The organism is Pseudomonas sp. lyk4-R2A-10 (assembly GCF_030209075.1).
GTDB lineage: Bacteria > Pseudomonadota > Gammaproteobacteria > Pseudomonadales > Pseudomonadaceae > Aquipseudomonas > Aquipseudomonas glycinae.
On the sequence record NZ_JARVSR010000012.1, the window covers coordinates 97,564 to 112,838 of the forward strand.

The following is a 15,275-nucleotide window of genomic DNA, read 5'->3' on the forward strand; positions in this document are numbered from 1 at the left end:
TCAACAAGGAAGCTTATCCATGACACTCAAACGCATTCTCGGCGCCGTCGCGCTGCTGCTGACCCCGGCCCTGGCCTTCGCTCACCCCGGCCACGGCGACTCTGGCCTGGTGGCCGGCATCAGCCACCCGATCGGTGGCCTCGACCATTTGCTGGCGATGGTGGCCGTCGGTCTGTGGGCCGCGCAGCAGCAAGGCGCCGCGCGCTTGGCGCTGCCGTGCACCTTTGTCGGCACCATGCTGATCGGCGGTTTGCTCGGCTTTGAAGGGCTGGAGCTGCCGGCGCTGGAAAGCGGGATTGCCGCCTCGGTGCTGGCGCTGGGCCTGGCGGTGGCACTGGCGGTGCGTCCGCCGCTGGTGATGGCGGTAACGGCGACGGCGATGTTTGCACTGTTCCATGGCGTGGCCCATGGCCTGGAGCTGCCGGACATGTCGAGTCCATGGGCGTATGCCGCCGGTTTCGTGGTCGCAACGGCTGCGCTGCATGCGGCGGGTTATGCGGTCGTGCGTTTTCTGCCTCAGGCGGCCGCGCCGCTGGTGCGATTGGCCGGCGCCGCTTCGGCGGTGACGGGCGCGTGGTTGCTGGCCGGCTGAATTGCACCTCTGATCGTTCCCGCGTATGGCGCGGGAACGATCGATCGCCACTCTCTGCTACCATGTCGCGCAATCGCCCCTGCCGTGACGACGTCCGCCCATGCCCCACGCCTCCCGCTCCACCTCCCTGCCTGAACTGACCGCCCTGTTCGGTGAAGTGCAACAGCACTTTCTCGACGTGATCGTGCCCCTCTGGCAAGGGCCGGGCTGGAACGCCGACATGGCGTTGCCTTATGAGGCGCTGGACGCTGCACATCAGCCGCTGCCACCACAGCGCTACCGGGCGATGGCCTGCGCACGGCAGCTGTACTTGTTCTCAAGCCTGATCGGGGTTGTGGATAACGCCGAAGTCCGCGCGGCTGCGTTGTTCCGTTCCCTGCAACGGCACTTCCACGATGCCGAGCACGGCGGCTGGTTCTACAGCATCGATCCGCAGGGCAAACCGCTGGATAAGCGCAAGGATCTCTACACCCACGCCTTCATCCTGTTTGCCTGCGCGCATTACTGGGAAAAGTCCCGCGAGCCCTTGGTCGAATCGACCCTGAATGCCGCGCTGGAAGTCATCGGCCGACGTTTCGCCACCGGTGACGGCCTCTACGAAGCCTGCCTCGACCGCGACTGGATCACGCTGGAAACCGGCCCGCTGCAAAACCCATTGATGCACTTGGCCGAAGCGTTCCTGGCCACTCTGGCCGTGCGCGAAGATGCACAGGTCAAGCAAGCGCTGAGCGAGTTATGCACAGCCATGCACAAGCGTTTCGTCGATCCTCAGGCCGGTGTGCTGATGGAAAAACCGCTGGGTGCTGTGGATAACTGGTATGAGCCGGGCCACCAGTTCGAGTGGTATTTCCTGCTGGAATCCTCGCCCCTGCTGCGCGGCTCGAAACTGCATGCCGCGCTGGACCGGGCCTTTGCGTTCACCGAGCAGTACGGCGTGGTGCAGCCGTCCGGCGCGGTGCGGGCCATGCTCGATCTGAATATGGGCGGGCGTCCGAAGGATTCGACCCAACGCATCTGGGCCCAGGCCGAATACCTGCGCGCGCTGACGCTGCGTCCGGACAGCGAAGCCGCCGTGCTGCGCCAGTTGCAGGCGTTGCAGCAGCGCTTCCTGCATGCCGGTGGCTGGCATGAATGCCGCGACGAACAGGGCGAGGTCAGCCGCAAGGACATGCCGTCGACCACGCCGTATCACTTGGCGACCTGCTACCGCGGCCTCGCCGACTATCTGAGCTGACAGCCGTGGCGAGGGAGGCGACTCCCTCGCCACGCAACATCAGGCAATCCACTTCCTGTCGCCGGTGAAGCTGATGGTCAGCCAGCGCGCCGCATCCGGTTTGCCCAGCTTCGCGGAAATCTCCTCACGCAGCACATCCAGCTGACCGACGCTCTGCAGCCGGTAATTCGCCGGCAACACCACATGAATTTCGATGAACCGCGCCCGCCCGTGCTTCTGCACGTAGGACACGTAGTCGTCGAAACCATGCTCGACCTTGGCCGCATCCATCACCTGGCGCACCTGATCGTCCAGCGTGTCCGGCGCAATACCGAGTACGTCCCGCAGCGCCGGGCCGAGGATCTTGAAGGCCGGCGGCAGCATGGTCAGGGCCAGCACGATGAGAATCAGCGGGTCGACAAATTTCGCCCACTCGCCATAGCCCTGGGACTTGAGCAGCAGCGCCGCGAGAAAACTGATCAACAGGCCCACCGACAGCATCGCGTCTACAAGCCAGCTGATGTTGTCGAACTGGATAAGGCTCGACTTGAACTTGCGATTACGGTGGCGCACGTAGAAGAAGTAGGCGAACTCGACAACGGTGAACACCGCCGCGTAGATGATCACCAGCCCCAGCTCGATTTCACGACCGCCGTTGATGATGCCGAACACACCGTTGAGAAACGCGTAGATCGCGATCAGCAACAGAAAACTGCCCTCGATCAACAGCACCATCGGCTCCAGATGCCAGAAACCGAACTGGAAACGCTGGTTGCTTTGCTTGGCGATCAGCTTCGCGGTGATCAGCATCAGGACTTTGATGAACGTTGCAATCAACGAAAAAAAACCATCGAACAGGATGGACTGGGAACCCGAAACAAAACCGGTGGCGATCCCGGCGATCGACACGGCGAACATCAGGATGGTCGATTGTTTGAGCAGCGACTGCTCACCTCGGTTACTCACTTTGACTCCTCGAAAAACCTTGAAAACCGCTGGGTGCGGCGGGTTGTTGAGGAGTGAGTCTACCTTACTGCCAGATTTTGGCCGATTTGCCCTCTTTGCCAGCCCACTGACAAAGAGGGCAAAACCGTATCAAGCCTTGTTGCGCTCGATGGCAAAACCGGCCCAGGTCTGGCTCACCGGCATCAGTTCCAGGCTGTTGATGTTGATGTGCGCCGGCGCGTTCAGCACCCAGAAGATGGTCTCGGCGATGTCCTGCGGCTGGATCGGCTCGGCACCGGCGTAGGTGGCGTCGTAACGCGCCTGATCGCCGGCGAAACGCACCAGCGAGAACTCACTCTCGCACAGGCCCGGCTCGATGTTGCTGACGCGCACGCCAGTGCCCTGCAGGTCGCAGCGCAGGTTCAGCGAGAACTGTTTGACGAACGCCTTGGTCGCGCCGTAAACGTGGCTGCCCGGGTACGGGTAGTTACCGGCGATGGAACCGAGGTTGATGATACCGGCGCCGCGACCGTGGGCGATCAGGCGCGGCAGCAACAGGCGAGTGCTGTACATCAGGCCTTTGACGTTGGTGTCGACCATGGTGTCCCAATCATCGAGGTCGCACTTCGGTGCAGGGTCCACGCCCAGCGCCAGGCCGGCGTTGTTGATCAGGCCGCGCAGCTTGGCGAACGATGGCGGCAGGTTGGCAATCGCCTCCTCCATCGCCTTGCGATCACGCACGTCCAGCACCAGACCATGCACTTCGGTCTGCTTCGACAGCTCGGCGCACAGCGCGTTGAGGCGTTCTTCACGACGACCGGTCAGCACCAGTTTCCAGCCGGCCTCGGCAAAACGACGGGCACAGGCTTCACCAAAACCGGAGGTCGCGCCGGTGATAAACAGGGTGTTGGACATCGTGTTCTCCTTGCTTCGGCCGCCGGGGCGGCCATTGGAATAGAAAATCAGCGGGCAGCATGCCCGGCCCTGCTTTAACCGGCAACCACCGAATCCTGCTCATTAATTGATCAACGGCCGCTACACCCTATGCGCCGTGGCCTGTAGCCATGTGCACGCACGTTATCCACAAGCCCTTCCACAGTTTTCGGGGGCAAGTGGAAAAGCGCAAAGCCGCGCCACACAAGGCTTTGCGAGCGATTCAGAAAGTTTTTTGCTTGACCCTGAACAACCAGTTGTGCCGGGCAGGGCATTTTGCACGACCGACCGGTCATGGCCATGATTGCGCGAGGCCAGCAATTACGGCCCTCAGCCGAGTCTTTCCAGAGTTTAATCACAGACTTATCCACAGGATTGACCACAGCTGTCGGCGCTGTTTTGCGCCTCCACAAAAAGGTTGACAAACAAGCCTTCCTCTCAGCAAAAACACACTGCTCAAAAAACAACCACAGCGCTGCAAGCCACGTATTCAAAGGCTTACAGCCAGCTACACCCACGTTATTCACAGCCAGCTCCACAGCAAACGGGGACAAGTCAAAACTGTGGAAAAACAGCCATTTGCAGCGGCTTTATGTCGCGCTTTGGCAGGTTGGCGATTTTGTTTTCCACAATTTCCCGAAAGTCCTCGTTTTCCGAGTACGAGCAGGCGCAAAAAAGCCCCGACACTCACGCATCGGGGCTTGTGGACAACGTCAAACGATCAATGACCGCCAAGGTAAGCGTTACGCACTTCCTCGTTCACCAGCAGTTCCTGGCCGGTGCCCGTCAGGCGGATCTCGCCGTTGACCATCACGTACGCCCGGTCGGACAGTTTCAACGCGTGGTTGGCGTTCTGCTCGACGAGGAAAATGGTCATGCCGGTTTGCGCCAATTCCCGCAGGGTGGCGAAGATCTGTTTCACCACGATCGGCGCCAGACCGAGGCTCGGCTCGTCCAGCAGCAACAGCTTGGGCCGGCTCATGAGCGCCCGGGCGATCGCGAGCATCTGCTGCTCGCCCCCGGACATGGTCATGGCCCGCTGATTACGGCGCTCTTCGAGCCGCGGGAACAGCTCGAACATACGCTGCATGTCTTCCTTGGCGTACTTGTCGCCGATCGGAATGGTGCCCATCAGCAGGTTTTCCTCGACGGTCATGTCGGGGAACACCCGCCGCCCTTCCGGCGACTGCGCGATGCCGTTGGAAGCGATGTAGTGCGATGACTTGTGGGTAATGTCCACGCCTTGATAGAGGATCTGCCCGCCCGCCGCCCGTGGCTGGCCGAAAATCGACATCAGCAGCGTGGATTTGCCGGCACCGTTGGAGCCGATCAGGCTGACGGTTTCTCCTTCGTTGATCTGCAGCGAAACGCCTTTGAGGGCCTGGATCGGGCCGTAGAACACGTCCAGATCCTTGAGTTCGAGGATGGGTTGCGTCATACGACTTCCTCTTCGTCGGCGCCCAGGTAGGCAGCGATCACTTTCGGATCGTTACGAATGGCATCCGGACCGCCCTCGGCGATGACGATGCCGTGGTCCAGCACCACGATGTGATCGGAAATGCTCATTACCATGCCCATGTCGTGTTCGATCAGCACCACGGTCAGATCGTGCTCGTCGCGCAGCAGCCGGATCATCGCGCTCAGCGCTTCGGTTTCCTGAGGGTTGAGGCCGGCGGCCGGTTCGTCGAGGCAGATGATCTGCGGCCGCGTGCACATGGCCCGGGCGATTTCCAGACGGCGTTGCTGGCCGTAGGACAGTTCACCGGCCAGACGGTTGGCGCAGTCCACCAGATCCACCACTTCCAGCCAGTAGAACGCGCAGTCCAGCGCGTCGCTTTCGGCCTTGCGGTAACCCTTGGTGTTGAGGATGCCGGCCAGCATGTTGCGGTTGACCCACATGTGCTGGGCCACCAGCAGGTTTTCCAGCACCGACATTTCCTTGAACAGGCGAATGTTCTGGAACGTCCGGGCCAGGCCCGCGCGGTTCACCAGGTGGGTGCCGCCGAACATCTTGTAATACAGGCGACTGGCAAAGTTTTTCGGCGAGACGAAGTCGGTCGGTTTGAACGACTCGCCCAGCAGCTGGATGACGTTGGTCTGCTGGCCGCGCACGTTGAGTTCGATCTTGCCGCCGGAAGCCTTGTAGAACCCGGTCAGGCAGTTGAACACCGTGGTCTTGCCGGCGCCGTTGGGGCCGATCAGGGCGAAGATCGAGTTGCGTTTGACCTTCAGGCTGACGTCGCTCAAGGCCTTGATGCCACCGAAGTGCATCATCAGTTTTTCAACAGAGAGTACGACCTCACTCATGGCGCAGTCCTCTCATAGTGAATGGCACCTTTGCGTGGAGTGACCCCGGTACGGCTGATGCGGATCAGCCCGCGAGGTCGCCAGATCATCATCAACACCATCAGGATGCCGAACAGCAGCACGCGGTATTCGGCGAAGCCGCGCAGCAGTTCCGGAGCAACCGTCAGCACGAACGCTGCAATCACCACACCGATGGTCGAGCCCATGCCGCCGAGCACCACGATGGCGAGGATCAGCGCCGATTCGAAGAAGGTGAACGAGGTCGGGTTGACGAAGCCTTGATAAGTCGCGAAGAACACACCCGCCAGACCTGCCGTGGACGCACCGATGGTGAACGCCGAGAGCTTGACCAGTACGTGATTGAGGCCCATCGAGCGGCAGGCGATCTCGTCTTCACGCAAGGCTTCCCAAGCGCGGCCAACCGGCATCTTCACCAGACGATGCTTGATGTACAGCACCGCCAGCACCACCAGGAACAGCACCGCATAAATGAAGTAGTACTTCACGTCCGGGTTGTAGGCGATGCCGAAGAACTCGTGGAACGGCACCCCGCCATCCTTCGCCCGCTTGCCGAATTCCAGACCGAAGAAGGTCGGCAGTGGCGCCGGCATGCCGTTCGGGCCGCCGGTCAGGGACAGCCAGTTGTTGAGCACCAGACGAATGATTTCACCGAAACCCAGGGTCACGATCGCCAGGTAGTCGCCGTGCAGGCGCAGTACCGGGAAACCGAGGATGCAACCGGCAAGGCCAGCGGTGATCGCTGCGAGCGGCAGCACGGTCCAGAAGCCCAGCCCGAGGTACTGATACCCGAGCGCCAGACCGTAGGCGCCGATGGCGTAGAACGCCACGTAACCCAGGTCGAGCAGGCCGGCCAGACCGACCACGATGTTCAGTCCCAGCCCCAGCAGCACGTAGATCAGTCCGAGGATGACCACACCCAGCAGGTAGGAGTTGGAGAAGAACGGCAACGCTACGGCGATGGCGATCATCAGCGGGATGATCCAGCGCAGGCGCGATTTGTAGTCCGGGGGCAGCACATGCACGCCGGAACCGGTGCTCTCGAATCCGTCGAGAATGCGCAGGCCTTTGGGGGTTTGCAGGAACAGGCTGAGGGCAAAACGGCCGGCCATGACGATGGCGATGATCCACGCCACGCGGGTCGGTTCGAGGTTGAAGCTGTAGCCGTCGAGTACCACGCCGACAATCGGCCCGAACACGATCAGGGCGATCAGTCCGGCGAGAATCGCCTCAACCAGGCTTTTTTTGACATCAATGGATTTTGTAGTGGTTGAAGACATCGCTTACACCTTCGACACAAGAGGACGGCCCAGCAGGCCCTGAGGCCGGAAGACCAGAACAAGTACGAGCAGCGAGAAGCTGAACACGTCTTTGTAGTCGGAGTTGACCAGACCCGAGAACAGCGACTCGGATATCCCGAGGATGATCCCGCCGAGCATGGCGCCAGGCAGCGAACCGATCCCGCCCAGTACTGCCGCAGTAAATGCCTTGATGCCGATGATGAAGCCGGCATAGAAGTCGAAGGTGCCGTAGTTCATGGTGATCAGCACGCCGGCCAACGCCGCCATGGCCGCACCGATGATGAACACGTAGGAAATGACCCTGTCGGTGTTGATGCCGAGGATCGAAGCCATTTTGCGGTCTTGCTGGGTCGCACGGCACATGCGCCCGAGCTTGGTGTACTTGATGACGTAGGTCAGCAGGCCCATGCCGACGAATGCGGCCACCAGGATGAAGACTTTGGTGTAGGTCAGTTGCACGAAGCCGGTACCGACTTCGACACGCCATGCACCGGTCAGCAGTGTGGGTACGCCCTGTTGTTTGGCGCCTTGGGCGATCTGTGCGTAGTTCTGCAGAATCAGGGAGATGCCGATGGCGCTGATCAACGGTGCCAGTCGGGTGGAGTTGCGCAGGGGTTTGTAAGCCACTCGCTCGATGACCCAGCCATACACCGCCGTGATCACGATGGTGAATACCAGGGTGCCGAGCATCAGCAGCGGGAAGGATTCAATACCGAAGTAAGCCAGCAGAGCCAGACTGATTGCCGCCAGGTAAGCAGAAATCATGTAAACCTCGCCGTGGGCGAAGTTGATCATGCCGATGATGCCGTAGACCATTGTGTAGCCGATGGCGATCAGGCCATAGACCGACCCGAGGGTCAGGCCGTTGACCAGTTGCTGCAGGAAAATACCATCCATAACGCAATCTCACGCAGTGAGAACCTGCACACCCTGAGGCGCGCGGTTCTTCTAGGAAAAATACAGATTTACGTCGGAGCAATGTCAGACAGGAAACCGCAGCCCCCTTGTGAGAGCTGGCTTGCCAGCGATAGCGGTAGAACATTCAACAAAATTGTCGACTGTCAGGCCGTCATCGCGGGCAAGCCCGCTCCCACAGGGAATGTGGCGTCCGGTTGATCAGGTGCCGTTATTTCTGTTTTTCCAGCTGGTGATATTTGCCGTCCTTGTCCCACTGGTAGACCACGTAGTCGGAGACCTTCAGGTCGCCTTTGGAATCCCAGGTCTTCTCGCCCATGACGGTCTTGACCGGGTTCTTCTTCAGCCACGCAGCGGCCTCCTCGCCCTTGTTCGATTTGGCGCCGTTGAAGGCGGCGGCCAGGGCCTGAACCGATGCATAGGCGTACAGGGTGTAGCCTTCAGGCTCGGTGCCAGCCTTGCGGAATGCATCTACCACGGTCTTGCTGTCTGGCAGCAGGCGTGGGTCGGCACCGAAGGTCATCAGCACGCCGTCGACGAACTGCGGGCCACCGGCGGTGGTCACCAGTTCGTCGGTCACGATGCCGTCATCGGACATGAACTTGACGTCTTTCAGGCCTTGTTCACGCAGTTGGCGAACCAGCGGGCCGGCTTCCGGGTGCAGGCCACCGAAGTAGACGACATCGGCGCCGGCGCCACGGATCTTGGTGACGATTGTGCTGAAGTCTTTCTCGCCACGGGTCAGGCCTTCGTACAACACTGGCTTCACGCCGCGTTTTTCCAACTGAGCCTTGGTCGCATCGGCCAGGCCCTGACCGTAGGTGTCCTTGTCGTGCAGCACGACGACTTTCTTGCCCTTGAGCACGTCGACGATGTAATCGCCGGCGACGATGCCTTGCTGGTCGTCACGGCCGCACATACGGAACATGGCGCTCAGGCCGCGCTCGGTCACTTGCGGGTTGGTGGAACCCGGAGTGATGGCGATGATGCCGGCTTCATCGTAGATCTCGGACGCAGGAATGGTGGAGGACGAGCAGAAGTGGCCGACCACACCGGCGACTTTCTGGTTGGTGAGGTCCTTGGCGACCGTCACCGCCTGTTTCGGCTCGCAAGCGTCATCGCCCTTGACCAGGACGATTTTCTCCCCGTTGACGCCGCCCGCCGCGTTGACCGCGTCGGCCGCCGCTTGTGCCCCTTTCATGTATTGCTCGCCAAATGCCGCGTTGGCGCCCGTCATCGGACCCGCCACACCGATTTTCACATCAGCTTGTGCAAACGCAGAAACACCCAGCGCAGTAGCCACTGCGAGGGCCAGAAAGCCTTTCTTGTAAAACGTCTGGGACATGAGGTGGTGCTCCAAGGTTTTTTTTAGTTGGCACTGCGACTTCACTTGAATGCTCAGAGCAAGGGCCGTGCCATCGGTTTTTTATTCTTCAAAAAGTCGCTGCTTTCTTGTTATTTCGACTGTTTCGTTCCCATTTTCATTGGGCGTGCAACCGTCTAAACCGCGGAAGGTGAAACCAATTATTTTTTCAGGCGCAACCCGCACGCGCCATCATTGCAACCGCGGCGCCAAACGACGTGCAACCAGCCTGTAACAGCCCGCGTCACCGAACTGCACACTGCTGGTGCGGGACTGCTACAACCCGCACCATTACAGGCTAGTCGCTACATCGAAAAGCGCCGCTTCCGGCAACATATTTCAACACTCAGATGACGATCCGCAGGCACTGGCCCGCGTGATACAGCGAGAACCCGGCCTCGTACAGACAACTGCGCAAGCCCACCCCCGCCAGCGGCTGCATCGGGGCGAAGGGAATCGGCAATGCCTGAGGATTTCCGTTACACAGGTAATCGGCGAAGGCCTTGCCGACCACAGTGCCGGTGGTTACGCCACGGCCGTTGTAACCGGTGACGGCCACCAGTCCCGGCGCGGGCTCGAACAGGCGCATCAAATGATCGGGAGTGAACGCGATGCGCCCGGTCCAGGTGCATTCCCATTCCACAAGCTTGAGATTGGGGAAGTAATGCTGCTGCACCCGGTCGGCCCAGGCCTTGAGGAACCAGGTCGGTTTCTGATTGCCGTTGCCGAGACTGCCCAGCAGCAAACGACCATCCTTGTCACGGCGGATGCTGCTCAGCACCTGGCGGGTATCCCACGAGCCCTGCCCGCCCGGGAGGATTTCCTGAGCGGCGTCTTCGGTGAGCGGCACCGAAGCGACCTGATAGTAGTAACCGGGGAAGAAATTGCGCTTGAGTTCGGTCCAGTCGCCTTCGGTGTAGGCGTTGGAAGCGATAACCACCTGTTCGGCGAGCACCGAACCCTGCTCGGTCTGCACCGACCATTTCGGCCCCTGGCGTTCAAGACGCGCGACCGGCGAGTGATCGAACATCTGCCCGCCAAGGCGCATTACAGCGTTGGCCAGCCCGGTGACATACGCCATCGGATTGAGCGTACCGGCACGCCGGTCCAGTAGTGCGGCGGCAATCTTCTGTGTGCCGGTCGCCTGTTCACAGGCCTTGCCGGTCAGCAGTTCGACCGGTGCGCCGCGGCGTTTCCATTGTTCTTCGCGACTGCGCAGGTCCGCCTCACCCCTGGCGTTGTGCGCCATGTGCAAGGTGCCTTCGCGGCGCAACTGGCAATCGATGTTGTATTTATCCACAAGGCTGAACACCAGCGCCGGCGCCGCACCGAGCATGCGGTTGAGCTGACTGCCGACCGCCTCGCCGAAGCCGGCCTCTATCTCGTCCGGCGGAATCCACATCCCGGCGTTGACCAGCCCGACGTTGCGCCCGGAGCCACCATGCCCGGCGCGATGGGCTTCGAGCACGCAGACACTTTTGCCTTTCTCCAGCAGATGCAGCGCCGCCGACAGCCCGGTAAACCCGGCGCCGATCACGCAGACATCGACTTTGACCTCGCCCCTGAGCGCCGTGTTATCCGGTCGTTGCGGCGTGAGTTTTTCCCACAGACATTCTTCGCGTAACGGCATTGCCAGACTCCAACAGAAACCTAACAAACACACAGTTCAACAATGTGGAAGCGAGCCTGCTCCGGGCGGCGCTCCGACGAAAGCGGCGTTTCAGCCAACATTGGTGTCGACTGACACACCGCTATCGCGAGCAGGCTCGCTCCCGCAAGGGACTTACCGCTCAATCCTCAATCGAACGTAATGCCCTGCGCCAGCGGCAATTCCAGCGAGTAGTTCACGGTATTGGTCTGCCGACGCATATACGCGCGCCATGCATCCGAGCCCGACTCACGACCGCCACCGGTTTCTTTCTCGCCACCGAACGCGCCGCCAATTTCCGCACCGCTCGGGCCGATGTTGACGTTGGCGATGCCGCAGTCGCTGCCGACCGCCGACATGAATTTCTCGGCCTCGCGCACATCGGTGGTGAAGATGCACGACGACAGGCCCTGCGGCACGGCGTTGTTCAGGCGCAGCGCCTCTTCGAAATCGCTGTAGCCGACCACGTACAGGATCGGTGCGAAGGTCTCGCTGCACACCACGTCGCTCTGCTCCGGCATTTCAACGATGGCCGGCGACACGTAGTAGGCGTTAGGGAATTGATCTTCCAGTTGGCGCTTGCCGCCGAACACCCGACCGCCCTCGCTCAAGGCCTGCTCCAGCGCGTCCTGCATGTTTTCGAAGCTGTGCTTGTCGATCAGCGGGCCGATCAGGTTGCCTTCCAACGGGTGACCGATACGGACTTTGGAGTACGCAGCTTTCAGGCGGGTGACGATTTCTTCTTTCACCGATTCATGGGCGATCAGGCGCCGCAACGTGGTGCAACGCTGGCCGGCAGTGCCGACGGCGCTGAACAGAATGGCGCGCACGGCCATGTCCAGATCGGCGCTCGGGCCGAGGATCATCGCGTTGTTGCCGCCCAGTTCGAGGATGCTGCGGGCGAAGCGCGCGGCGACTTTCGGCGCCACTTCGCGGCCCATGCGGGTGCTGCCGGTGGCACTGATCAGCGCGACACGCGGGTCATCCACCAGCGCTTCGCCGGCATCGCGACCGCCGATGATCACCTGGCTCAGGTGCGCCGGGGCATCGCTGAAATTCTTCAGTACGCGTTCGAACAGCGCCTGACAGGCCAGCGCGGTCAGCGGGGTTTTCTCCGACGGCTTCCACACCACCGGGTTGCCGCAGACCAGCGCCAGCGTGGTGTTCCACGCCCACACCGCGACCGGGAAGTTGAACGCACTGATCACGCCGACCACGCCCAGCGGGTGCCAGGTTTCACGCATGTGGTGGCCCGGACGCTCGGAGGCGATGGTCAAACCGTACAACTGGCGGGACAGACCGACGGCGAAATCGCAGATGTCGATCATCTCCTGCACTTCACCGAGGCCTTCCTGGGTGATCTTGCCCGCTTCCCAGGACACCAGTTCGCCGAGTTCGGTCTTGTATTCACGCAGCACTTCACCGAACTGACGCACCAGCTCGCCGCGACGCGGGGCCGGCACCTTGCGCCATTGTTCGAACGCATGATCTGCGCGACTGATGTGCTGCTCGACTTCGGCCGGGCCTTCCCAGTTCACGGCGCCGATGCGGCTGCCGTCGATGGGCGAATGCACCGGCACTTTGCCGTTCTGGTACAGGGCCGGGTTCACACCTAGACGATCAAGCAATGCGGCAACCATGGGTCACTCCTCAAGCAAAAAACTGAATGTGTGCGGGCGCGTTTTCACGACCGGGCAGACCTTTAGTTGTAGCGTCAGGAAGGCTGGGCAACAAACGACCTTTACGCGAGATATCATTCCGTTTATTCATGCTGCGCAGAAAGACAAGAAAAGGATCGCCCATGCTGAACAAACGCCACTTGCCGTCGATCACCGCGTTGCAGTGCTTCGAGGCCGTGACCCGGCACCTGAGTTTTACCCGGGCCGCCGAGGAACTGAACCTGACCCAGAGCGCCGTCAGCAAGCAGGTGGCGCAGCTTGAAGAATTGCTGCAGCACTTGTTGTTCCGCCGGGTGCGCCGCCGTTTGCAGATGACCCCGGCCGGCGATCTGTATCTGGTGGAAGTCAGAAAAATCCTGACCCAGGTCGAGATGTCGACCCATTACCTGCGCTCCTACGGCGGCGAAACCGAAGTCCTGCGGGTCTCCACGCCCTCGACCTTCGGCGCCCGCTGGCTGGTGCCGCGCCTCAAGGGCTGGCGTCTGCGTCATCCATCGATTCATCTGGACCTGTGCAACGAGCAGGAGGCCGATGACTTGCTGCAAGGGCGCAGCGACCTGGCGTTCTATTTCGGCCAGGGTTCTCGCCCCGGCACCGAATGCCTGAAGCTGTTCGGCGAAGAATTGGTGCCAGTCTGCGCGCCGGGCAGCCTGCCGGACACTCCGTTGACTGATCCAACGCAACTCACCGATCTGGTCCTGCTGCAGAATGCTTCGCGCCCGCAAGCGTGGCACGACTGGTTCGACAGCCAGGGTTACCAGACCGAACACAGCTACCACGGCCCGCGCTTCGAAACCTTTTATATGTGCATCCGCGCCGCCCAGGTCGGCTGTGGCGTCGCCCTGCTGCCGAGGTTTCTGGTGGAAGAGGAATTGGCCGACGGCAAACTGGTCATTCCCTGGCAGCATGCAATGCCCAGCACCGATGCGTATTACCTGGCTTATCCGGAACACGCGGCGGAAGTGCCCAAGGTGCGGGATTTCGTGAAGTGGATGCTGGAGCAGATCGACAGTCCTGATGCGGTCTGAGGCGCTGTGCCGGGATAAAAATCGCTGGCAATCCCCACCCCGGATATGCGCCACTAGCGCCATTGATTGATACCGCGCCAGAGCGCGGCCCGCCTGGAGACCCCGTTATGAGCGAGAGTGTGTTTGCCGATCGCATCGTGCAGAACCTGCTCGACACCGACTTCTACAAACTGACGATGATGCAGGCGGTGCTGCACAACTACCCCAACGTCGAAGTCGAATGGGAGTTTCGTTGCCGTAACAGTGAAGATCTGCGCCCGTATCTGGCGGAGATCCGCTTCCAGGTCGAGCGTCTGGCCGAGTTGAGCCTGAGCGCCGATCAGTTGAGTTTCCTGGAGCGCATCAGCTTCCTCAAACCTGACTTCCTGCGTTTCCTCGGCCTGTTCCGCTTCAACCTGCGCTACCTGCACACCGGTATCGAGAACGGCGAGTTGTTCATCCGCCTGCGCGGGCCGTGGCTGCATGTGATTCTGTTCGAAGTGCCGCTGCTGGCGATCGTCAGCGAAGTGCGCAACCGCTATCGCTACCGTGAAACGGTGCTGGAACAGGCCCGCGAACAGCTGTATCGCAAGTTCGACTGGTTGACCGCCAATGCCTCGGCCGAAGAGTTGTCGCAGTTGCAGGTCGCCGATTTCGGCACACGCCGGCGGTTTTCCTACCGCGTGCAGGAAGAAGTGGTGAACGTGCTCAAGCACGATTTCCCCGGACGCTTCGTCGGCACCAGCAACGTGCACCTGTCCCGCGAACTGGACATGAAACCGCTGGGCACCATGGCCCACGAGTGGATCATGGCCCACCAGCAACTCGGCCCGCGACTGATCGACAGCCAGATCGCCGCCCTCGATTGCTGGGTTCGCGAGTACCGCGGCCTGCTGGGGATCGCCCTCACAGACTGCATTACTACCGATGCCTTCCTCGGCGATTTCGATCTGTTCTTCGCCAAGCTGTTCGACGGTCTGCGCCACGATTCCGGGGACCCGGTGCTGTGGGGCGAAAAATGCATCGCCCACTATCACAAGCTCGGCATCGACCCGATGAGCAAGACCCTGGTGTTCTCCGACAGCCTGACCCTGCCCAAGTCGCTGGAGATCTTCCGTGCGTTGCGCGGCCGGATCAATGTCAGCTTCGGCATCGGCACCAACCTGACCTGTGACATTCCGGGTGTCGAACCGATGAGCATCGTGCTTAAAATGACCGCCTGCAACGGCCAACCGGTGGCGAAGATCTCCGACGAGCCGGGCAAGACCCACTGCAAAGACCCGAATTTCGTCGCCTATTTGCGACACGTTTTCCAGGTTCCTGCCGTTTCCAGCCTTTCCAGCAAGGAGTGAAT

General features: G+C 61.0%; 13 protein-coding genes. 4 read left to right on the plus strand and 9 right to left on the minus strand.

The features are described from left to right. The first annotated feature begins 19 nt into the window (after positions 1–19). Together QRN46_RS21430 and QRN46_RS21435 are read left to right on the plus strand one after the other, a co-directional pair. Entirely contained in the window at positions 20–592 is a 573-nt protein-coding gene (locus QRN46_RS21430) for a HupE/UreJ family protein (RefSeq protein WP_201817237.1), read from the plus strand. 100 nt (positions 593–692) lie between these two features. Next, entirely contained in the window at positions 693–1,826 is a 1,134-nt protein-coding gene (locus QRN46_RS21435) for an AGE family epimerase/isomerase (protein WP_011332211.1), read from the plus strand. 39 nt (positions 1,827–1,865) lie between these two features. On the opposite strand, the gene QRN46_RS21440 is transcribed toward QRN46_RS21435, so the two are convergent. The 9 genes from QRN46_RS21440 to amaB all read right to left on the minus strand — a co-directional run bounded on the left by QRN46_RS21440 (position 1,866) and on the right by amaB (position 12,875). After that, complete coding sequence (locus QRN46_RS21440; protein ID WP_011332210.1) at positions 1,866–2,771, minus strand: cation diffusion facilitator family transporter; 906 nt, start codon at positions 2,769–2,771, stop codon at positions 1,866–1,868. A 129-nt stretch (positions 2,772–2,900) separates the two neighbouring features. Continuing rightward, positions 2,901–3,665, minus strand: a complete 765-nt coding sequence (locus QRN46_RS21445) for an SDR family oxidoreductase (RefSeq protein ID WP_011332209.1) — start codon at positions 3,663–3,665, stop codon at positions 2,901–2,903. A gap of 739 nt (positions 3,666–4,404) precedes the next feature. Further along, positions 4,405–5,121, minus strand: a complete 717-nt coding sequence (locus QRN46_RS21450; protein WP_201817235.1) for an ABC transporter ATP-binding protein — start codon at positions 5,119–5,121, stop codon at positions 4,405–4,407. Continuing rightward, positions 5,118–5,990, minus strand: coding sequence for an ATP-binding cassette domain-containing protein (locus QRN46_RS21455; protein WP_007950657.1), 873 nt, complete (start codon positions 5,988–5,990; stop codon positions 5,118–5,120). The genes QRN46_RS21450 and QRN46_RS21455 overlap by 4 nt, the downstream gene beginning before the upstream one ends. Beyond that, positions 5,987–7,288 (minus strand): high-affinity branched-chain amino acid ABC transporter permease LivM, encoded by a 1,302-nt coding sequence (gene livM, locus QRN46_RS21460; protein WP_011332207.1) that lies wholly within the window; start codon positions 7,286–7,288, stop codon positions 5,987–5,989. The genes QRN46_RS21455 and livM overlap by 4 nt, the downstream gene beginning before the upstream one ends. 3 nt (positions 7,289–7,291) lie before the next feature. Then, complete coding sequence (locus QRN46_RS21465; RefSeq protein ID WP_039766704.1) at positions 7,292–8,206, minus strand: ABC transporter permease subunit; 915 nt, start codon at positions 8,204–8,206, stop codon at positions 7,292–7,294. A 229-nt stretch (positions 8,207–8,435) separates the two neighbouring features. Continuing rightward, complete coding sequence (locus QRN46_RS21470) at positions 8,436–9,569, minus strand: ABC transporter substrate-binding protein (protein ID WP_011332206.1); 1,134 nt, start codon at positions 9,567–9,569, stop codon at positions 8,436–8,438. A gap of 364 nt (positions 9,570–9,933) precedes the next feature. Next, on the minus strand, positions 9,934–11,217 hold the full coding sequence (amaA, locus tag QRN46_RS21475) for an L-pipecolate oxidase (protein WP_201817234.1): 1,284 nt from the start codon (positions 11,215–11,217) through the stop codon (positions 9,934–9,936). 167 nt (positions 11,218–11,384) lie between these two features. Then, complete coding sequence (gene amaB, locus QRN46_RS21480) at positions 11,385–12,875, minus strand: L-piperidine-6-carboxylate dehydrogenase (protein ID WP_011332204.1); 1,491 nt, start codon at positions 12,873–12,875, stop codon at positions 11,385–11,387. Between the two features lie 161 nt (positions 12,876–13,036). Between amaB and QRN46_RS21485 the strand changes: the two genes are divergently transcribed. Together QRN46_RS21485 and pncB are read left to right on the plus strand one after the other, a co-directional pair. Then, positions 13,037–13,942, plus strand: coding sequence for a LysR family transcriptional regulator (locus QRN46_RS21485; protein ID WP_011332203.1), 906 nt, complete (start codon positions 13,037–13,039; stop codon positions 13,940–13,942). Between the two features lie 107 nt (positions 13,943–14,049). After that, positions 14,050–15,273: a nicotinate phosphoribosyltransferase gene (gene pncB / locus QRN46_RS21490; protein ID WP_011332202.1), complete on the plus strand. Its 1,224-nt coding sequence runs from the start codon at positions 14,050–14,052 to the stop codon at positions 15,271–15,273. The last annotated feature ends 2 nt before the right edge of the window (positions 15,274–15,275 follow it).

Coding starts and splice junctions, on each gene's coding strand:
- QRN46_RS21430 (WP_201817237.1), top strand. CDS start 20: ATGACACTCAAACGCATTCTCGGCGCCGTCGCGCTGCTGCTGACCCCG.
- QRN46_RS21435 (WP_011332211.1), top strand. CDS start 693: ATGCCCCACGCCTCCCGCTCCACCTCCCTGCCTGAACTGACCGCCCTG.
- QRN46_RS21445 (WP_011332209.1), bottom strand. CDS start 3,665: ATGTCCAACACCCTGTTTATCACCGGCGCGACCTCCGGTTTTGGTGAA.
- QRN46_RS21450 (WP_201817235.1), bottom strand. CDS start 5,121: ATGACGCAACCCATCCTCGAACTCAAGGATCTGGACGTGTTCTACGGC.
- QRN46_RS21455 (WP_007950657.1), bottom strand. CDS start 5,990: ATGAGTGAGGTCGTACTCTCTGTTGAAAAACTGATGATGCACTTCGGT.
- livM (WP_011332207.1), bottom strand. CDS start 7,288: ATGTCTTCAACCACTACAAAATCCATTGATGTCAAAAAAAGCCTGGTT.
- QRN46_RS21465 (WP_039766704.1), bottom strand. CDS start 8,206: ATGGATGGTATTTTCCTGCAGCAACTGGTCAACGGCCTGACCCTCGGG.
- QRN46_RS21470 (WP_011332206.1), bottom strand. CDS start 9,569: ATGTCCCAGACGTTTTACAAGAAAGGCTTTCTGGCCCTCGCAGTGGCT.
- amaA (WP_201817234.1), bottom strand. CDS start 11,217: ATGCCGTTACGCGAAGAATGTCTGTGGGAAAAACTCACGCCGCAACGA.
- amaB (WP_011332204.1), bottom strand. CDS start 12,875: ATGGTTGCCGCATTGCTTGATCGTCTAGGTGTGAACCCGGCCCTGTAC.
- QRN46_RS21485 (WP_011332203.1), top strand. CDS start 13,037: ATGCTGAACAAACGCCACTTGCCGTCGATCACCGCGTTGCAGTGCTTC.
- pncB (WP_011332202.1), top strand. CDS start 14,050: ATGAGCGAGAGTGTGTTTGCCGATCGCATCGTGCAGAACCTGCTCGAC.